At 36.3% G+C, this 18,562-nt stretch carries 23 protein-coding genes and 1 other RNA gene; 6 read left to right on the forward strand and 18 right to left on the reverse strand.

The genetic code is table 11. The annotated features are described in order from the left end of the window. Window positions 1-9: 9 nt before the first annotated feature. Window positions 10-804, reverse strand: coding sequence for an ABC transporter permease (locus tag IGL07_RS09105; RefSeq protein ID WP_002356900.1), 795 nt, complete (start codon window positions 802-804; stop codon window positions 10-12). A gap of 246 nt (window positions 805-1,050) precedes the next feature. On the opposite strand from IGL07_RS09105, the gene IGL07_RS09110 reads away from it, so the two are divergent. Continuing rightward, entirely contained in the window at window positions 1,051-1,392 is a 342-nt protein-coding gene (locus IGL07_RS09110) for an EamA family transporter (RefSeq protein WP_002356899.1), read from the forward strand. A 73-nt stretch (window positions 1,393-1,465) separates the two neighbouring features. On the opposite strand, the gene IGL07_RS09115 is transcribed toward IGL07_RS09110, so the two are convergent. The 12 genes from IGL07_RS09115 to map all read right to left on the reverse strand — a co-directional run bounded on the left by IGL07_RS09115 (window position 1,466) and on the right by map (window position 11,549). Further along, window positions 1,466-1,816 (reverse strand): DUF2304 domain-containing protein, encoded by a 351-nt coding sequence (locus IGL07_RS09115; protein ID WP_002356898.1) that lies wholly within the window; start codon window positions 1,814-1,816, stop codon window positions 1,466-1,468. Next, the gene (locus IGL07_RS09120) at window positions 1,816-2,541 is read right to left on the reverse strand and encodes a glycosyltransferase family 2 protein (RefSeq protein ID WP_002359897.1); all 726 of its coding nucleotides are present in this window, start codon (window positions 2,539-2,541) and stop codon (window positions 1,816-1,818) included. The genes IGL07_RS09115 and IGL07_RS09120 overlap by 1 nt, the downstream gene beginning before the upstream one ends. A gap of 58 nt (window positions 2,542-2,599) precedes the next feature. Continuing rightward, window positions 2,600-3,442, reverse strand: coding sequence for a dTDP-4-dehydrorhamnose reductase (gene rfbD, locus IGL07_RS09125; protein ID WP_002356895.1), 843 nt, complete (start codon window positions 3,440-3,442; stop codon window positions 2,600-2,602). A 92-nt stretch (window positions 3,443-3,534) separates the two neighbouring features. Then, window positions 3,535-4,563: a dTDP-glucose 4,6-dehydratase gene (gene rfbB, locus IGL07_RS09130; RefSeq protein ID WP_002359895.1), complete on the reverse strand. Its 1,029-nt coding sequence runs from the start codon at window positions 4,561-4,563 to the stop codon at window positions 3,535-3,537. Between the two features lie 24 nt (window positions 4,564-4,587). Continuing rightward, window positions 4,588-5,160, reverse strand: coding sequence for a dTDP-4-dehydrorhamnose 3,5-epimerase (rfbC, locus tag IGL07_RS09135; protein WP_002356893.1), 573 nt, complete (start codon window positions 5,158-5,160; stop codon window positions 4,588-4,590). A 12-nt stretch (window positions 5,161-5,172) separates the two neighbouring features. After that, on the reverse strand, window positions 5,173-6,039 hold the full coding sequence (gene rfbA / locus IGL07_RS09140; protein ID WP_002364387.1) for a glucose-1-phosphate thymidylyltransferase RfbA: 867 nt from the start codon (window positions 6,037-6,039) through the stop codon (window positions 5,173-5,175). Window positions 6,040-6,160: 121 nt separating this feature from the next. Beyond that, a complete protein-coding gene (locus IGL07_RS09145) occupies window positions 6,161-6,874 on the reverse strand; it encodes a glycosyltransferase family 2 protein (RefSeq protein WP_002362119.1) in 714 nt (237 codons plus the stop codon). Window positions 6,875-6,877: 3 nt separating this feature from the next. Continuing rightward, complete coding sequence (locus IGL07_RS09150; protein WP_002376950.1) at window positions 6,878-7,705, reverse strand: glycosyltransferase; 828 nt, start codon at window positions 7,703-7,705, stop codon at window positions 6,878-6,880. Further along, window positions 7,705-8,493 carry a glycosyltransferase family 2 protein gene (locus IGL07_RS09155; protein ID WP_002359892.1) on the reverse strand — a complete coding sequence of 263 codons (789 nt, stop codon included), beginning with the start codon at window positions 8,491-8,493 and terminating at the stop codon, window positions 7,705-7,707. Before IGL07_RS09155 ends, IGL07_RS09150 begins: the two co-directional genes overlap by 1 nt. Window positions 8,494-8,614: 121 nt before the next feature. After that, window positions 8,615-9,751, reverse strand: a complete 1,137-nt coding sequence (locus IGL07_RS09160; RefSeq protein WP_002366956.1) for an MraY family glycosyltransferase — start codon at window positions 9,749-9,751, stop codon at window positions 8,615-8,617. A gap of 106 nt (window positions 9,752-9,857) precedes the next feature. After that, window positions 9,858-10,769, reverse strand: coding sequence for a YihY/virulence factor BrkB family protein (locus IGL07_RS09165; RefSeq protein WP_002384297.1), 912 nt, complete (start codon window positions 10,767-10,769; stop codon window positions 9,858-9,860). 15 nt (window positions 10,770-10,784) lie between these two features. Then, window positions 10,785-11,549 carry a type I methionyl aminopeptidase gene (gene map, locus IGL07_RS09170; protein ID WP_002389095.1) on the reverse strand — a complete coding sequence of 255 codons (765 nt, stop codon included), beginning with the start codon at window positions 11,547-11,549 and terminating at the stop codon, window positions 10,785-10,787. Window positions 11,550-11,723: 174 nt separating this feature from the next. Here map and IGL07_RS09175 point away from each other — a divergent pair, with 174 nt between their 5' ends. Further along, window positions 11,724-12,167 (forward strand): flavodoxin, encoded by a 444-nt coding sequence (locus IGL07_RS09175; RefSeq protein WP_010817477.1) that lies wholly within the window; start codon window positions 11,724-11,726, stop codon window positions 12,165-12,167. Window positions 12,168-12,241: 74 nt separating this feature from the next. On the opposite strand, the gene IGL07_RS09180 is transcribed toward IGL07_RS09175, so the two are convergent. Further along, entirely contained in the window at window positions 12,242-12,715 is a 474-nt protein-coding gene (locus IGL07_RS09180) for a TspO/MBR family protein (protein WP_002356884.1), read from the reverse strand. A gap of 157 nt (window positions 12,716-12,872) precedes the next feature. Then, window positions 12,873-13,445 (reverse strand): TetR/AcrR family transcriptional regulator, encoded by a 573-nt coding sequence (locus tag IGL07_RS09185; protein ID WP_002356883.1) that lies wholly within the window; start codon window positions 13,443-13,445, stop codon window positions 12,873-12,875. Between the two features lie 250 nt (window positions 13,446-13,695). On the opposite strand from IGL07_RS09185, the gene IGL07_RS09190 reads away from it, so the two are divergent. Together IGL07_RS09190 and IGL07_RS09195 are read left to right on the forward strand one after the other, a co-directional pair. Beyond that, window positions 13,696-14,934, forward strand: coding sequence for an aminopeptidase (locus IGL07_RS09190; protein ID WP_010817478.1), 1,239 nt, complete (start codon window positions 13,696-13,698; stop codon window positions 14,932-14,934). Between the two features lie 259 nt (window positions 14,935-15,193). Continuing rightward, window positions 15,194-15,574 carry a PH domain-containing protein gene (locus IGL07_RS09195; protein ID WP_002356881.1) on the forward strand — a complete coding sequence of 127 codons (381 nt, stop codon included), beginning with the start codon at window positions 15,194-15,196 and terminating at the stop codon, window positions 15,572-15,574. A 92-nt stretch (window positions 15,575-15,666) separates the two neighbouring features. Here the strand turns inward: IGL07_RS09195 and ffs are convergent. Both ffs and tadA read right to left on the reverse strand, forming a co-directional pair. Then, window positions 15,667-15,753: signal recognition particle sRNA small type (gene ffs / locus IGL07_RS09200), an RNA gene on the reverse strand. Between the two features lie 39 nt (window positions 15,754-15,792). Beyond that, window positions 15,793-16,314 carry a tRNA adenosine(34) deaminase TadA gene (tadA, locus tag IGL07_RS09205; protein WP_002369024.1) on the reverse strand — a complete coding sequence of 174 codons (522 nt, stop codon included), beginning with the start codon at window positions 16,312-16,314 and terminating at the stop codon, window positions 15,793-15,795. Window positions 16,315-16,391: 77 nt separating this feature from the next. Between tadA and IGL07_RS09210 the strand changes: the two genes are divergently transcribed. Beyond that, window positions 16,392-17,243: a PucR family transcriptional regulator gene (locus IGL07_RS09210; protein ID WP_002398570.1), complete on the forward strand. Its 852-nt coding sequence runs from the start codon at window positions 16,392-16,394 to the stop codon at window positions 17,241-17,243. 56 nt (window positions 17,244-17,299) lie between these two features. Beyond that, window positions 17,300-18,145 carry a PhzF family phenazine biosynthesis protein gene (locus tag IGL07_RS09215; RefSeq protein ID WP_010817479.1) on the forward strand — a complete coding sequence of 282 codons (846 nt, stop codon included), beginning with the start codon at window positions 17,300-17,302 and terminating at the stop codon, window positions 18,143-18,145. A 26-nt stretch (window positions 18,146-18,171) separates the two neighbouring features. On the opposite strand, the gene IGL07_RS09220 is transcribed toward IGL07_RS09215, so the two are convergent. Continuing rightward, complete coding sequence (locus IGL07_RS09220; RefSeq protein ID WP_002356871.1) at window positions 18,172-18,510, reverse strand: hypothetical protein; 339 nt, start codon at window positions 18,508-18,510, stop codon at window positions 18,172-18,174. Window positions 18,511-18,562 lie beyond the last annotated feature (52 nt).

Consider the following 18,562-nt stretch of genomic DNA (forward strand, 5'->3'; position numbering starts at 1 on the left):
GTTCTCTCCTTATAGTACATCTGAAAAATGTGGTTTTAAGCGTCTAAACACGGTTGAGCCAATTAATAGTAAAACAATAGTAACTCCCCAGAAATATAAGCTATATTGCCAATGTTCCCAGAACCATGCACCGCCTAAATAAGATTCGCGGTATCCTTGAACAATATAATATAATGGATTGATTTTTAAGATTGTCGCAATCATTCCAGTTGGTTGCCATAAAATTGGTAATGTCCACATAACTGTTTGCATAATGATATTGATAAATTGCATAATATCAGGTAAAAATGGTTGTGTTGAAGCAGTAATCCACGTAATTGCTGTTAAAAAGACTAATAAACAAGCTAAGTAGTAAATTAATTGCAAACTGTACAGACTTGGGTAATAACCGTTAGCTGTAGTAATTACAAAACCAATTAGAATGAAAAACAAGTGGGTGTACAAGTTCGATAAAATTTTAGACGTTGGTAAAATTTGTACATTAAACACGACTTTTTTAACTAAATAACTATATTCACGAAACACATTCGTGGCTGATAATAACGAATCTGAAAAGAAGAACCAAGGCACCATCCCTGTTACTAAATAGACAATGAACGGCATATTGTCGCCAGCTCTAGAACGAAGGCCTACAGAAAAGACAAACCAATACGTCAAAACAGTTACTAATGGCGTTAAAAACGCCCAGACAATTCCTAGTGCTGAACCAGCATACTTGGCCTTAAAATCATTAAATGAAAATTGTAGTAACAATTTTTTGTTCTGAAAAATATTCTTGAAAATTGAAAATGTTTCTTTAAACATATACTTATTCCTTCCGTAATAAACTATTTTTATCTAAAATTTTTGGATACAAAAATGCCATTTTAAACAACATTTCTATTTTATCGATAAACGCCTAGCTTTTCAATAGTAGACCCCTTTTTATAAAGAAAAATTTAACTGATTTCGCTATATTAAAAAATCTTGTCCAATTTTTAGGAGATTATGCTACAATAATGGAGGTCTTGCATTTTTTGCATGGAAACTATTTTTGAGAGAAGGGAAATTATGGTTCTTTTTATTATTTACGTATTTCTGTCTTCTGCTGGTCTGGTCTTATTTAAACTAGGTTCTAGCAGTTTGAACATCCAACTCCAACAAACAATCTTTTCAATGAATATCTCACTTATTTCTTTATTAGGTTTATTTTGTTATTTAATTAGTTTTATTTTATGGATGTTAATTATTAGTCGTTCCGATGTTTCTTACATTGTTCCTTTAGGCGTTGCCTGTACAAACATTGCTATTTTAATCGCTTCAAATCTGATTCTAAAAGAGACAATCACAACGAATGCCCTTATTGGTGCTGTGGTTATTATTGTCGGCATTGTGATTATGAATCTTAAATAAAAAAGATCGCTATCCATTGAGCTGACCCTTAAAAATTAGACTTTCAGGTCCAACTTTTAAGGGTCACTACACATTAGCGATCTTTTTTATTTTCTTCAGATTTCATGATAGATAATTCCTGCAATAATGTTTTAATGCGATTTTCGTGTTTTGAAATCAACACAGAATTTTTAATTTCCATAATTAAAAGGACAATCACTGCAGCTGATAATAAGAAGTTTGATGTTGTTTCAAACCCAAAGGCCATTGCTAACCATTCTGCCACATGCGGGAAAATAGCAAAAATAATTAAAACAATTGAGATTAATAACCAAATCAAAGCATTTTTTAGGAGAAAAATATTTTTATTAATCCCTCGAATAATGTATAAGAAAAAGCCAATTGCAAATAAAAATAAAGCTAGCCATAACACGGTTGGTAGCATCAATCTCCCTCCTTCATAAAGGCAGCAATCAGAATTGCTGAGCCGACTTCCAGCATATACTTCACAGAAGCCAAGGCACGAATCGAAGAAACACCACCAAGCCGTTCCATCATATTGACAGGTCTTTCAACAATCACAAAGCGTTTTTTAATTAAGTGAACAATCGATTCTGGCTCGGGATAATTTGTCGGATAACGCTTTGCAAAAAAAGCAATCACTTTCCGATTTCCTGCTCGATACCCCGAAGTCACATCATAAATTGTTTTACCAGAAGCCATTCGAATGCAAAAAGATAACAAACGAATACCAAAACGGCGCATTTTCGTACTTTGAAAAGCCGCTTCGTTTCCAGGAATGAAACGAGAGCCAATCGAAAAATCACATTTACCCTCTGCTAATGGTTCAAGTAAAATAGGTAAACTATTGATATCATGTTGACCATCACCATCAAACTGAACCGCCACATCATATTCATTTTCTAAGGCATATTTATAGCCGGTCTGTACCGCCCCGCCAATCCCTAAATTCAACACTAAATGAATGGCATTAATTTGGTTGACTTCTAAAATTTGTTTGGTTCCATCTGTCGAGCCATCATTAATTACCACATAATCCAATTCATGTTGAAAATGCGTAACTTCCTGTTTAAATGTTTCAATGGAAGCAATCGTCCGCAAAATGTTTTCTTCCTCATTGTAAGCAGGAATGATTAAAAGTACCTTCATAAAGAGAAACACCTTTCCACTTTTTCTCTAACAAAACCCCTCACTTACACAAAGCAATTTATTGTTGAACATTTTCTAACATTTGTGCTAAGGCTTCTTGCCAAGTAGGAATTTTAAAGCCTAACGCTTCTGTTTTACTTAAATCCATAACAGAATATTGTGGTCTTTGCGCCTTTTGTGGAAATTGAGTTGAATCCACTGGCAGTACTTCCACTTCAGTATCTTTTAAAATTTCTTTAGCAAACTGATACCAGCTACAGCTGTTTTCATTAGACAAATGATAAACACCAAATGGCGCTTTTTCTGCAATAACAAATGCCATAAATTCGGCTAACGTTCTTGTCCAAGTTGGGCGGCCAAACTGATCGTCCACTACCGTTAGTTGGTCTCTTGTTTCCGCTAATTTTTGCATGGTAAAGACAAAGTTATGACCGTATTGGCCAAATACCCATGATGTTCGAATAATATAATAGTCGTCCAGGATTTCTTGGACCGCTTGTTCACCTAATAACTTCGTCCGACCATACTCATTTAAAGGATTCGGTTGATCATCAATCGCATAGACGCCTTCTTTTTTAGTTCCATCAAAAATATAATCTGTACTTACGTAAACAAGTGTCGCCCCCACTGCTTTAGCAGCTTCTGCAACATGACGTGTGCCATCTACATTCACTTTTTCATCTAATTCCTTGCCTTCGTCTTCTGCTTTATCAACAGCTGTATAAGCAGCACAATGATAAATGACGCTTGGTTGAATTTCTTTCACTTTTGCCAACGTACTATCCGCATCAGTAATATCTAATTCTGTTGAATCCGTTGAAACATACTCAATTCCTTGTTCGTCTAATAGGTGACGTAATTCTGTGCCCAATTGGCCATTTCCACCAGTAATTAAAATCATTTTTTTCGCTCCTTCTTGAAAAAAAGGCAGGGCAAAGTAGCTTTTGTACTTTGCCATCGCCTTTCGACTGTTATCTCACATGTCAGAAAAAATTACTGACCATTTTGTGCATATTTTGCTTCAACAGCTTCTTTATCTGCACGCCACCAGTCTTCATTTTCTGTATACCACTTGATTGTTTCTGCCAAGCCTTCACGGAAATTCGTGAATTCTGGTTCCCAACCTAATTCTTCGCGTAATCTGGTTGAATCAATCGCATAACGTAAGTCATGTCCTGCACGATCGTTGACATGCTCATAGGCATCAACAGGTTGTCCCATTAATTCTAAAATTAATTCCATCACTGTTTTATTGTCTTCTTCACCATCGGCTCCAATTAAATACGTTTCGCCAATTTGACCTTTTGTTAAAATTGCCCAAACAGCCGAAGAATGGTCGTTTGTATGAATCCAGTCACGAACATTTTTACCAGCACCATAAAGTTTTGGTGTAATGCCACTTAAGACATTGGTAATTTGACGAGGAATAAATTTTTCAATATGTTGATATGGACCATAGTTATTTGAACAATTTGAAATTGTTGCTTGTAAGTTAAAAGAACGAACCCATGCTTTGACTAACAAGTCAGATCCTGCTTTTGTTGAAGAATAAGGACTTGAAGGATTGTAAGGCGTTTCGGCAGTGAATTTTTCCCCTTCGCCTTCTCCATGTCCTGGTAAATCTTCTCTTAAAGGTAAATCGCCATAAACTTCATCAGTCGATACATGGTGGTAACGAACATTGTTTTTACGGCAAGCTTCGATCAATGTGTACGTCCCAATCAGATTGGTTTGTACAAATGGGAATGGGTCGTTTAATGAGTTGTCGTTATGCGATTCAGCAGCATAGTGAACGACCGCATCTGTTTCAGCGACTAAACGATTAACTAATTCAGCATCAGCGATATCTCCTACGACTAATTCCACACGATCACTTGGTAGACCTTCAAGATTTTTTTCATTTCCTGCATACGTTAATTTATCTAATACAGTTACATGAACTTCTGGATGATTCTTTACAACATAATGAACAAAATTTGAGCCGATAAAACCAGCTCCACCTGTTACGATGATTTTTTTCATAATTGAAACTCTCCTACTTTTTTCTTAAATTTCGCCATAGATAAACGGATTTTCCGCTTCAAATTCTTTTAAGGTTGGATGTTTTTGATCCTTTTCTGACGTAATCGCTTTTTCTGGCGCAATTGGCCAATCAATAGCTAACGCTGGATCGTTAAAAGCAATACCGCCGTCTGCTGCCGCATTGTAGTAATTGTCACACTTGTACATAAAGTTCACGTTCGGTGTCAAAGTGACAAAACCATGGGCAAAACCTTTTGGTACTAAAAGCTGACGGTGATTATGTTCTGATAAAATGTAGCCTTCCCATTGACCATAGGTTGGACTCCCTTTACGAATATCAACAATCACATCTAATACCGCACCTGTTACAACGCGAATTAGTTTTGTTTGCGCAGCTTCGCCTTTTTGAAAATGCAATCCACGCAAGACACCTGCTTCTGTTGATAATGAATGATTATCTTGGACAAAATCAAAGTCTAATCCATGTTCTGCAAATTTAGCTTTGGAATAACTTTCTGTAAAAAAGCCACGATGATCACCGAAAACATCCATTTCGATAATTTTGACATCTTGTAATTTTGTATCAATAACTTTCACGTTTCTTCGCTCCTATTCTGCTGCTAAACGTAGCAAGTATTGGCCGTAGCCATTTTTCTTCAATGGTTGTGCCAATTCTACCAATTGTTCTTTTGTAATATAGCCCATTCGATAAGCAATTTCTTCCAAACAAGCGACTTTTAAATTTTGACGTTTTTCAATTGTTTCAATAAATGTTGACGCTTCTAGCAAGGATTCGTGTGTGCCTGTATCTAACCAAGCAAAGCCACGGCCCATTACCTCAACAGAAAGTTTATTTTTTTCAAGGTAGACTTTATTAACGTCTGTTATTTCTAATTCCCCACGTTCTGACGGTTTGATCCCTTTCGCAATTTCAACCACTTCATTGTCGTAAAAATACAAACCTGTCACTGCGTAATTTGACTTCGGTTGTGCTGGTTTTTCTTCAATAGAAAGCGCCCGCATCTCTTCATCAAATTCTACCACGCCGAAACGCTCTGGATCATTTACATGGTAACCAAAGACTGTTGCCCCGGATTCTTTAGAAGCCGCTCGTTGCAACATTTTTGATAAACCGCCACCATAATAAATATTGTCCCCTAAAACTAAGCAGACACTATCATCACCAATAAATTCTTCACCAATAATAAATGCTTGCGCCAAACCGTCTGGGCTTTCTTGCACCGCGTATTCGATATGAATGCCTAAATCATGGCCATCGCCGAATAAGCTTTCAAAACGTGGTGTATCTTCTGGTGTAGAGATAATCAAAATTTCATTAATTCCCGCCAACATTAACGTTGACATTGGGTAATAAATCATTGGTTTGTCGTAAATTGGCATTAATTGTTTTGATGTTGCTTTTGTTAGCGGATATAAGCGTGTCCCGCTTCCGCCTGCTAAAATAATTCCTTTCATGAACAATCTCCTTAAATACTTCTATTTTTAGTTTCTATAAAACCAAATATCCTTCCCTATTATCGCATTAAGCATAGGGTTTGTCATGTTATTTACGTAAATTTTACAAATCTGTAAAAGTTTAGCGTTGTTCCTTTAAACGCTGATGTAAAGCTTTTAATAAATTCACACGCCAATTTAATTTTTGTTGGAAACTTGTTTTGGTAATAATAGGGCTGACATTCGCTCCATGTCTTCGGTAAAGCACTAATGGTTCTTTAATGAGACCCGTTTGCTTCTTCCGTGCAGCTAATAAGCCAATCCACATATCATGCATAGGAACTTCTGGCGGAATGGGTAAAATGACGTTTTTCATCTCTTGACGAAAGGCCATACCTGCCCCAATATAGCCACTTTTTATCGCATTTCGCCAAAATCCTGGTTTGACTTTTCGAAACTTAAAATAAGAGGGATTGGTAACTTGTAAATCCGCATCAACAATTTTCAAGTCACTAATAACCACTTGGATGTCAGGGTGCGTTTCAAAATATTCTGTCACCGTCGTTACTTTATTTGGCAACCAAACATCATCTTGATCTGCTAAAAATATCACTTCGCCTTTCGTATGCGTAAGCGCAAATGCAAAATTAGCAATCACTCCTTGCCCTGGACCTTGTAACAATTGAATTTGGGGATAATTCGCTGCATACGTTCTCAAAATTTCCAACGTATGATCAGTAGAACCATCATCTGAAATAATTAGTTCATCTTCTTCACTGACTTGTAAAAGAATACTATCTAATTGTTCCGCGAGATATTTTTCTCCATTATATGTCGCAATACAAACTGAGATCATAGATTATCCTTTCATTAACTTGAGAAATTCTGCCAATGTTTGCCGCCAAATTTGGCGATTTTTGACAGTTAAAAATTGCTTACTACTGCGTAAAAATAAATGGCGTCGATGATGGGAAAACTTTTCTTGATCATATCGACGATAAAATAACGTTTCTGCTTCAATAATAGAGCGATAACGTTGAGGACTCATTGTACGATAATCTAAAACAGACAATTCTTGTTTTAGGTGGATTGGTAAGACTTCAATCTTTTTATTGGCTTGATTCAATTGATAAAAGAACCAATGATCTAAATAGTCCAAAGGAAATTCTTCCGAAAATCCTTCCAACCAGCGCAGTGTTTCTGCCGTAATGACTGTACCAGAATTGATAGCCATCAACGGTTGGTTGGCTATCCCTGCTGTTGGCTTTGCTCCTTTAAGTCCAACATATTGATCACTATATACTGGCGAAATTTGTTGTCCATTTGCTTCTACAATTGGAACATAGACTGCCACAGTCGGATCTAACGGCATGATGATCAACGTATCAAAATAAGAAGCTGGTACTTCTGTGTCTTGGTCAAGGAGCAACAATAATTCACATTGATTCGTTTGACTAAAAGCAATCGCTTCATTATAAGCGGTCGCTAGGCCTGGATTATCAGGATTATGTCGATAAGTAACATTTTGTTGTAAAAATAATGCATCTTCTTGAGGAAGTGGGCTGTTGTCATAAATAAATAAGTGCAATTCGGGATGATTTACCACTTCTTTTAATAACAAATAATTCGGCGTATCAGCCATTTTCATTTGATATAAGACGATGACTACCGCTAATCTTTGACTCATTAAAAGAACCTCCAGCCCCATTTGTTAAAAAATTTCCCCATTGATTGCATAAAGATTTTAAACAATTTTCGACTTTTATGGGCGCCCTTTTCATACATGTGAACAACCGTTTCAAAAGGCGTATAGAGAATCCGATAGCCTGCTTTGCCAAAGCGTAAACATAAATCGTTGTCTTCAAAGTACATGAAGAAACGTTCATCGAAGCCACCAATTTCAACGAATTTTTCACGATCAATCAACATAAAACAACCTGAGCCCATTTTAATATCCGTTGTTTCTGTATCCGACAAATCGCGACATTCATAAATGCTCAAACGTTTATCAAAAATTTTCTTTACAAATTGAAAGGGAATAAAACGTAACATATAATCGAAGACATCTAATTTTTGACGAACTAAATATTGCGTCGTGCCATCTTCATTTAACACTTTAGGGCTAACGACTGCAATGTTCTTATCTATTTTGATACGGTCTAATAAACGATCAAGCACGTCTTTAGTAACCAACACATCGGGATTAAAAATAATTGCATACTTTGTCGAAGCATTGAATAACACTTGATTATGACCATGACCAAACCCTTGATTTTCTTCAGCGCGATGGATAGTAATAAATGGTTCATATGTTGTTAATTTTTCAAGATACGCTGTTTCAGAATGATTGTCATAGATATGAATATCATAGATACTATCAGTACCTAGTTCGGCTTTTAATTGGTCTAGTACATTAAAAATGTAACGACTATTATAAGTGACAATCGAGATTGTTACCATTTCTTGCATGCTCATTTCTCCTTACTACTGAAACATCGTCTTAAAAAAAAAGCATATGTTTCACACATATACTTTTTTAAGTTTAATGGAATTATATCATAGGTTTACGCTCTCGCAAAGCAACCTAAAGATTTCTTTACTTTCTCTTAGAATGCTTGCCAAGTCGCTTTTTCATTTGCTCCTGACGATATTCACGATTCCCTAAAATCCGTAACAAATACATCAACGGTTGATGCCCTTCGCCAACTAGACCGATTAGTTCAATGAATAGTTCTAAGCCAATTAAACAAAAGACAATTAATAAAATTGATGCTACTGTACTTGAATAGCTGAACAATAAAGAGACAAAGGAAAAAACTAACGCTAATGCATAAATAGTCATGACCGCCCCTTTATGGGTAAAACCTAAAGATAACAAGCGGTGATGTAAATGCATTTTATCTGCTGAGGAAATGGGCTTCTTGTTCAATAGCCGTCGAATAATTGCATAAACCGTATCCGTAATTGGCACACCTAAAATCACCATTGGCGTAATTACCGTAATAAACGTAGCATTTTTCAAGCCCTGTAACGACATTACTGCAATCATAAACCCGAGGAATAACGCCCCGGTATCTCCTAGAAATATTTTAGCCGGATAAAAATTGTATGGGAAAAATCCCGCAATGCTCGCAACTAAAATAAAAATAACAATTGGAATATAGACCGTTTTAGCATGTAGGAAAAAATACCCTGTAATACCAATCGTGGTTAATCCAATAATGGATACGCCTGATGCTAAACCATCCAAACCATCAATTAAATTTACTGCATTCGTAATCGCTAAAATCCACAATAAAGTTAGTGGTAAACTAAACCAGCGTAAATCAATCATTCCAACAACTGGCAACGTCACAAAATCTATCCGAATTCCAGCAACAAAATAAATAACTAATGCTGCTAACAAAATACCGATTGTTTTTTTCATTGGAGTAATCTCTTTAATATCATCAATGAGGCCTGTCAAAACAACCATTCCACCAGCCAAAATAATCGGCCAAATATAATCTTGTGGGATAATCGAACGAAAAATCAATAAACATGAACTAGCAAAAGCAATGTAGATTGCAAGTCCTCCTGCTGTAGGCATATTTTTGGTATTGATTCGTCGCTCTCCTGGTGCATCATAGGCGCCAATCCGAAACGCTAGAAGCTTAACAAGTGGTGTTAATAGCAAAGATAAGATAAATGTCATAAATAAACGTATCAAAACTTCATAAATAAATAGTGACATAGTCGAACCCACTTTCTTCTCGTTCAGGGTATATTATACCGTAAACTGAAGCATTTACAAGCTGAAACATGTGTTCTGGCAACGGTTTAGACTTTTTTAAAGAAATCTATTTATTTTTCTTTTTAAACCATCTAAACAAGCGTTGTTCAAAACTTGGTTGTTTCTTTTCTTTATCTCCAGATAAGTATTCATCAACGACAGCGTTGACAATTGCTCCTAAAATAATAATCGTGGCAGCAAAATTCAGCCATAACATCAAGATGATAAAACTCCCGATGATTTGATAACTTGCGATTCTAGAACTAAAATATTTTACGTACAAACCAAAAATTTGTGATAATAGCATCCAACCGACTGTCGAAAAAATAGCCCCTGGCAAAATAGAACGTAACGATAATTTCCGATTAGGAACGACCGCATAAATCAAACACATAATCACTAATAAAACAACGGTCGTTAACGGCCATTTTAACGCTTGGAAAGTATCGATCACAGATGTTGAGTAATGGAAAATTGGTTGCAGTAATTCAATAATGTACTGACCCAGACCTAAAATTACTACTACACCGACAATTGCTACCATAAATAACAAAATAACTAAAAATGAAACCACTCTTACGAGAATAAAATTTTTCCTTTGTTCGACACCAAAAGCTTTATTCATCGCATTTTGTAGTGCATTAATACTTTGACTGGCACTCCAAAATGCTGCTAAAGCGGAAACAGAAAGCAACCCGCCTGAACGTTGAGTCAGTAGTGAACGAATCGCTGGTTCTAAGTTCTTATAAACATCTTTCGGAATCGCCTCTGCAATATAAGGCAACACAGAATTAGGGTCGATTCTTAAATAAGGTAAGACATTACCTACCGCAATCAGTAATGGAAACAGCGAGAGTAATAAATAATAGGCAACAACCACTGAGCTGTTGCCTATTTCGGCTGTGACCATGTGACTTTGCGTTGTCTCAATAAAACGCATCAAAGATTGATTCTTTTTGATGTTGTCGAGAAACTTCATCACACACTCTCCTTATTAATAAGTCAATTCTTCGCCTTGTGACGTTAAGATTCTTGGACCTTCTTTCGTAATCGCTAATGAATGTTCATATTGACAACTTAGACCGCCATCTTCAGTATAAGCAGTCCAACCATTTGGGTCCATTTTCATGCGCCAAGTTCCTGTGTTAACCATTGGCTCAATGGTAATAACCATTCCCTCTTTTAAACGTAGTCCTTTACCTGCTTCACCATAGTGAGGAATCATTGGACTTTCATGGATAGTCGGGCCAATGCCGTGGCCTACAAAGTCGCGAACAACCCCATAGCCTTCTCCTTCTACATACGTTTGAATTGCATGACCAATGTCGCCAATTCTATTTCCTACTTGTGCTTGGTCAATTCCAAGATATAGCGCTTTTTTGGTTACTTCCATCAAGCGGTCAATTTCAGGTGTTGATTCACCCACGACATAAGACCAGCATGAATCAGAGATTGCGCCCTTTAAGTCGACACACATATCTACTTTGATTAGGTCGCCATCTTTTAATACTTTTTTACGAGGAAATCCGTGGCAGATTTCGTCGTTGATACTACAACAAGTAGCATATTTGTAACCTTCATAGCCAATTTGAGCCGCCACGCCACCATGACTTTCAATAAAGTCTCTCACAAATACTTCAATATCCCAGCTTGTAATGCCAGGTTTAATAAACGTCCGTAAATGACGGTGAACATCCGCTAATAATTCCCCTGATTCATCCATCATTTCAATTTCTCGTGGTGATTTTAATGTAATCATACTATCTCTCCTAAACTTGTTTCATTCAAATTATTTTATCACATTTTTTGCAAAAAAGATTGTTCAAACACCAATTTTCAAAAAGTCCCTTAATAAAAGCACTCACTAGTCTTTTATAAGAAATGCGCATCTGCTATAATAAGTGACAGAATTGTATGAGGGGGAAGAAAGTTTATGACGTTAGCTAAAATTGTGTATGCAAGCATGACTGGGAATACAGAAGAAATTGCCGACATTGTTGCAGAAGCATTTGAAGATTTAGAATTAGAGGTCGAAATTGATGAGTGTACGCAAGTCGATGCCGCTGATTTTGAAGAGGCCGATATCTGTGTAGTAGCTACATATACGTATGGCGATGGCGATTTACCTGATGAAATTGTCGACTTTTATGAAGACTTACAAGAGATTGATTTATCAGGAAAAATCTTCGGCGTTTGTGGTTCAGGAGACACGTTTTATGATGATTTTTGTAAATCGGTGGACGACTTCGAAGCAGTCTTTACTCAAATTGGGGCAAAAAAAGGCGCCGACAGCGTTAAAGTTGATCTAGCCGCTGAAGAAGACGACATCAAACGTTTAGAAGAATTTGCGAAAAAATTAGCAACTGCCGCAGAATAACTACGTTGAAATAAATAAAATAAACACCAGAAAAAAATGGGAACTAGCCATTTTTCTCTGGTGTTTTGATATTCCTAATTTAAAAATAAAATACTGTAATTTAAAGCTGCCGCAAAAGTAACCCAAAGAATATAAGGAATCATCAACCAGCCACGCGTTATTAATTTATAACGCAAGTAGTCCCACTGTTGAACTATTAATAATAACCATAACAATGAGATATCAATCACAGATAATAAATTATTTTGTAAAGAAAAAAAGAAAAATGTCCAGAAAAAGTTCGCAATAAATTGTAAAATAAATAGCGTAATCATCCGTTTTTTCTGTTGTTTATTTGGATGAACTAAGATGAAATAAAAAGTAATGCCCATAAAAATATACAACACCAACCACACTGGTCCAAATAACCAGCCTGGCGGAGCAAAACTTGGTAATCTCAACGCTTGATAATATTCTCTCGCATTTACTGAAAATAAGCCCGACAAGAGCCCTAGTCCGGTAATTCCTACAATACTTAGCCATAAACGCTTATCTTTCACTCGGTTCATGTTTTTTGCCCCTTTCTATCTCTCTTCTTTACTGTAGCATGGTTGCGAATAATCTACCATTAATACACTTAACAAAAAAAGACCGTTCTTTTAAGAAACAGTCTTTTGCTGTAACCTCACAGAAGTTATCAGCATGAGGTTACACTTTTTTTAATTTTTATAGGTCAATATCAATTGGTTCATCTCGTTCAAGAATTGCTTCAATACTATCTTTCATTAAATGAATGATTTGTTCTTCTGAAGGATGGATAATTCCAGAAGTCATCAATGCAGCCACACCAGTAGCGACCACCCATGTTCCCATGTGTAAAGAGTCAATTTGAACATCGTTTAAATTAGCATACTCAGGATCAGCTTTTACCGCTTCAGTAAAATAGTGATAAGAGAATTCTTGCATTTTTTTGCCGCCACCATATTCTTCTAAATAAAGCGCACGGTATAACTTACTTTCACTTGTCGCAAAATGAATATAGTTTAAAGCCAAATCAACAATTGTATTCCCGGTATGTTTTACTGGAAATACTTCTTTCGCTAAGTATTTATGAATTTTTTGGAATAAAGCATCGCGTAAATCATCCATGTTTTTAAATTCCAAATAAATCGGTTGGGTGGAACATTTCATTTTATTAGCAATATTACGTGCAGTGAACTTCGAAAATCCTTCAGTGGCGACTACTTCATAGGCAGCTGTTAAAATCTGCTCTTTCGTAATGGTTTTTTTTCTTGCCATAATTCCCTATCCCCTTTATTCATTCATATACAACGCTTCCAAATAAATGCTTATGGTTATTGTAACACGATTTTTCTATTATGCAAAATTAGAACAACTCTTTGTACAAAAGTTCACTGAGCGGGAGCACGACAACTTTTACCCCGACTTAAAATAACAGTTGATAAAGGCTTTATTTCGTTGAGTTCCCCGCTCTTCCGTGTTATGATATGAGCAGTCATTACCCATCAAAATGAAGGAGGAATCACGAATGACCTTAGAGAATTTTAATGAAAATCTAAAGAAATATGCACGTTTAATTGCTGAAACGGGTGTCAATGTTCAGGACAATCACACGGTTGTTTTACAAATCAGTGTCGATCAAGCGCCCCTTGCCCGCTTAATTACGGAAGAAGCTTATCGCTTAGGCGCGGCCGAAGTAATTGTTCAATGGAGCGACGAAACCATTCAACGTGAATTTTTAGCTCATGCTGCAACTGATCGTATTGAAAATGTTCCTCAATATAAAATTGATCAAACCGATGATTGGATTGCCAAAGGCGCAAGCCGAATTAGCGTGGTTTCTTCTAATCCTGATGCATTAGCTGGCGTGGATGCACAACGTGTAGCAACTTTCCAAGCGGCTAATGGGAAAGCATTGGTCAATCTACGAAAAGCAACGCAAGCCAACAAAGTAAGTTGGACTGTTGTAGCTGCTGCTAGTGAAGGCTGGGCAGCTAAAGTCTTTCCAGAATTAGCAACAAGTGAAGAACAAGTTGATGCACTTTGGAATGAAATTTTCAAAACAACACGAATTTATGAAGAAAACCCAGTCATTGCTTGGGATATCCATGATAAAAAATTACAAGAAAAAGCGGCTGAATTAAACGAACAACAATTTACTGCTTTACACTACACAGCTCCTGGGACAGATTTAACGATTGGTTTGCCTAAAAACCATTTATGGGAAGGCGCTGGTAGTTATAACGCGCGTGGGGAAGAATTTATGGCTAATATGCCAACAGAAGAAGTTTTCACCGCCCCAGATAGTCGCCGCGTTGATGGTTATGTTTCTAGTACAAAACCACTAAGTTATGCTGGCACTATCATTTCGGGAATGAAATTTACATTTAAAGATGGAAAAGTTGTTGACTTCTCAGCTGAACAAGGTGAAGAAGCATTGAAAAATCTCTTAGCTATTGATGAAGGTGCCAAACACTTAGGAGAAGTTGCTTTAGTACCCGACCCTTCACCAATTTCACAATCCGGTTTGATTTTTTATAATACATTGTTTGATGAAAATGCCTCTAATCATTTAGCCTTTGGTTCGGCCTATGCCTTCAACTTACAAGGCGGCACGGAGATGAGCGAAGAAGAATTAGCTGAAGCTGGTTTAAATCGTAGCCAAACACATGTGGACTTTATGGTAGGATCTGACAAAATGAATATTGACGGCATTAAGGAAGACGGGACGATTGTTCCAGTTTTTAGAAATGGCGATTGGGCATAGTCCTACCAAATGTTGAAACCAAAGTTTTTAGCTCCAAGAAATAAGAAGAAACTGCTTTTATTCAGTAGGTTCTTTTAAAATTTAGAAAGTGAGGCCTAAGTTGCAGCGACTTAGGCCTCACTTTCTTATGCTAAAAAATCAATTGCATTCGAAGGACCTTTAACGTTATAATCAAATTGAAAGCGGATTCTTTTGCACGATATAAGTTTACTTTTAAATAAAAGAATTTTTTTCAAAAAAGTAGAATTGGAGAATTAACATGGGATTATTTGATGGATTATTAGGAAATGCAACACAAAATAATAATGAAACAGCTGAAAAAGAATTACGGGATGTTTTAATCCCTAACGAAAAAGTAGATATGGCCTTCACTTTAGTAAGAGATTTAATTGTCTTTACAGATAAACGTTTAATTTTAGTCGATAAACAAGGAATTACAGGTAAAAAAGTTGATTATAAATCGATTCCCTACAAATCTATTTCACGCTTTTCTGTTGAAACTAGTGGACATTTCGACCTAGATGCGGAACTAAAGATATGGATTTCAAGTGCTGAATTACCTTCAGTAAGTCTTCAATTTAGAAAAGATAAAGATATTGTTGCTATTCAACAAGCCTTAGCAGCTGCTGTATTATCTTGAATCCACTAAAAAAGACAGGAAAGCGACCAACTTTCCTGTCTTTTTAATTTTAGATAAAATAAAAAAAGGCTTCTCAGCCTTGATACGTTCCTTATTCAATCAGACACATGGCGGCACTTGCTTAGTGCTGCTTCCTTCCGGATCTGACACAATTCACTAGCCCGCCATTGTCCTAGCCTTTCGGCAAAACCTAGTATAACGTATTTTTATTCTTTTGACTAGTCTTTCTTTTGATTTTTTAAAAGTTTCTCTTCTTTTTTCTTTGCCCGTAACTTTTTAAAGAACTGAACTAGCAATAAGCGACACTCTTCTTCTAAAACGCCTGCTTCGACATAGGCCACATGATTGAAGCGTTCATCTTCTAATAAATTCATCAATGTGCCAGCAGTGCCTGCTTTAGGATCAGTTGCGCCATAATAAACTTCTGGAATTCGTGCTAAAAGCATCGCCCCACTACACATTGGACAAGGTTCTAAAGTTACAAATAATTGGGTTTCTTCTAGACGCCAATTTTCTATCCCGCGACACGCTTCTTGGATTGCATACATTTCTGCATGCGCCGTTGCTTCTTGCCGTGCTTCTCTCAGATTATGCCCGCGGCCAATAATTTCCCCTTGTCGAACAATTACAGCTCCAATAGGCACCTCAGCCAAACCTTCTGCTTTTTTCGCTTCTGCAATGGCTTCTCGCATAAAAATTTCTTTTTCTTCTTGTGTTAACGTTGTTTCTTTTTTTCCCAATTAATTTCCACCTTTCGGCTTTTTCCCACTAAACTTCTGTCTTGCTTCATGGTACAATAAATCAGTGAGGTGTGTCTATGATTATTGAAAATTTATCTCAGCTTTATCCCAAAGGCTATTTATCAAAAACAATTGGTTCCGAAGCCACCTATTCAATTCCTGTTGACGACCAATTTTTCATTGTGAATAAAGCTTTCTTAAGCATTAAAGAACAGCATTTGTTGGAAGCGCTTTTCCCAATTTCTGAAAATCCCACAATTACTGGTAACCATCCTTGGTTCAGTTACTTATTTCAACAGGCAAAATTACCTGCCGAAGGGACCTTTCGTATGTTGCAAATTCAAACGAATGTCCCAAAAGAATTACAAGCTGAATGGCAATTTAATTTAACAAAGATGTTTCCAGATACAGTTGATTGTTTCAGTCCAAGTAATAATATGTATATTTTAGTTGAAGAACAGTCAAAAAATACCTTTCAACAAGAAGAAATTCAAGGGATCTTTTTAACATTAGATACAGACTTTGATTGCACTAGTGCTGTATTTGTTGGCAATTTTTATTCCTCTGAAGACATTCTCCGGCGTTGTTTCCATGAAGAACAACGTATTTTTTCAGAAGAACTTAATTCCTCTAGCCGGACGACTGTTTTTAGTTTAACCGATGTCGCCCTCCACTATTTTACCAAGGAAGCCATGAGTCAAAATGTACTTGTTGAGTATTATCGTCGTTTATTAAATAAAGACACCGATATTCAGCCAATCATCAGCGCTTTGTGGAAAAATCAAGGCAATATCAGCTCCACTGCAAAAGATTTATTTATGCATCGAAATACTTTACACTATCGGTTGGAAAAGTTTTTTGAACAAACTGGCTTATCTTTAAAAAAAATGGATGATTTAATCTTTTGTTATTTGTTATTAAGAAAGTAGTACGTCCATTTTTTACTCGTATGTTTTTTATTCCCAATTAGAAAGTAGGCGTTCCAATGAAAATTACCGCATATGTCGCTAGTGCATTTAGTAAAAACCACGAAGGTGGCAACAAAGCAGGCGTTGTTTTTATGACACAGCCCTTAACGAGAACCCAAAAAATGGCCATCGCCAAAGAACTAGGATTTGCAGAAACTGCTTTTATTTCAGACTCAAAGATTGCTGATTTCCGCCTTGAATATTTTACGCCAAAAGAAGAAGTCGACTTATGTGGCCACGCGACAATTGGCGCTTTCACCATCATGAAGCACTTAAATAAATTATTGCAAACAGCATATACAATCGAAACGAACAGCGGTTTGCTCGCAATCACGGTGAACGATGAACAACTATTTATGGAACAAACTGTCCCAACTTTTTATGATACGCTCACTTTAGAAGAATTGAGCGGCTGCTTTGATTTAAACGCAGTGGCAACTGTTTTTCCTATCCAGATTGTATCAACGGGTCTAAAAGATATTTTGGTTCCCATTAAAAATGCGCAATTATTACAGGATTTACAACCAAACTTTGAAAAAATTAAGTTACTTAGTCAAAAGTATGGAGTTATTGGGATGCATCTTTTTGCTTTGTCTGAAGAAAATATCATTTGTAGGAATTTTGCGCCCCTTTATGACATCGATGAAGAAGCCGCTACTGGTACATCAAATGGTGCGTTAGCTTGTTATCTGTACCATCACCAAATTTTACAAAAAACCAATTACACCTTTGCCCAAGGTTATACCTTAAACGCTCCTTCAGAAGTTTTAGTGCGTTTGAACACTACATCCCAAAAGACAATTGATCAAGTTCTAGTTGGTGGCAGAGGCTATTATGTTGAAACAAAAGAATTATTTTTATAAAAAAAAGATGGCCTAGGCCATCTTTTTTACTTCATTGCATCTTCAATAAATGTGAAAAAGCGTTCTTTTAAAGAATCTGTATTGTCTTTAACTTTTTCGCCATATTCAGCTAATTTTGAACCGCCATCTTTCACACGATCAACAACATTTAAAACAGAATCTAATTCATCATCGGATAAATCATCGACAATCGATAATAATTTTTGGTTTCCATCAAATTTATCGTCTACAAACTTTTTAACTTTATAACGATTGGAAACATGAGATACCTTCTTAATAATTTTTTCAGAAGCGATGACTGCAACAGAGACACTTGCAACTGCAGCAATGCTTAAACCGATACCAATTTTTGTTGATGCTTTCATTTCCTTCAGCTCCTCTGTTATTTTCTATTTTAATCATAACATATTATTACTT

Source organism: Enterococcus sp. DIV1368f, from assembly GCF_051712245.1.
In the GTDB taxonomy this organism is placed as follows: domain Bacteria; phylum Bacillota; class Bacilli; order Lactobacillales; family Enterococcaceae; genus Enterococcus; species Enterococcus faecalis.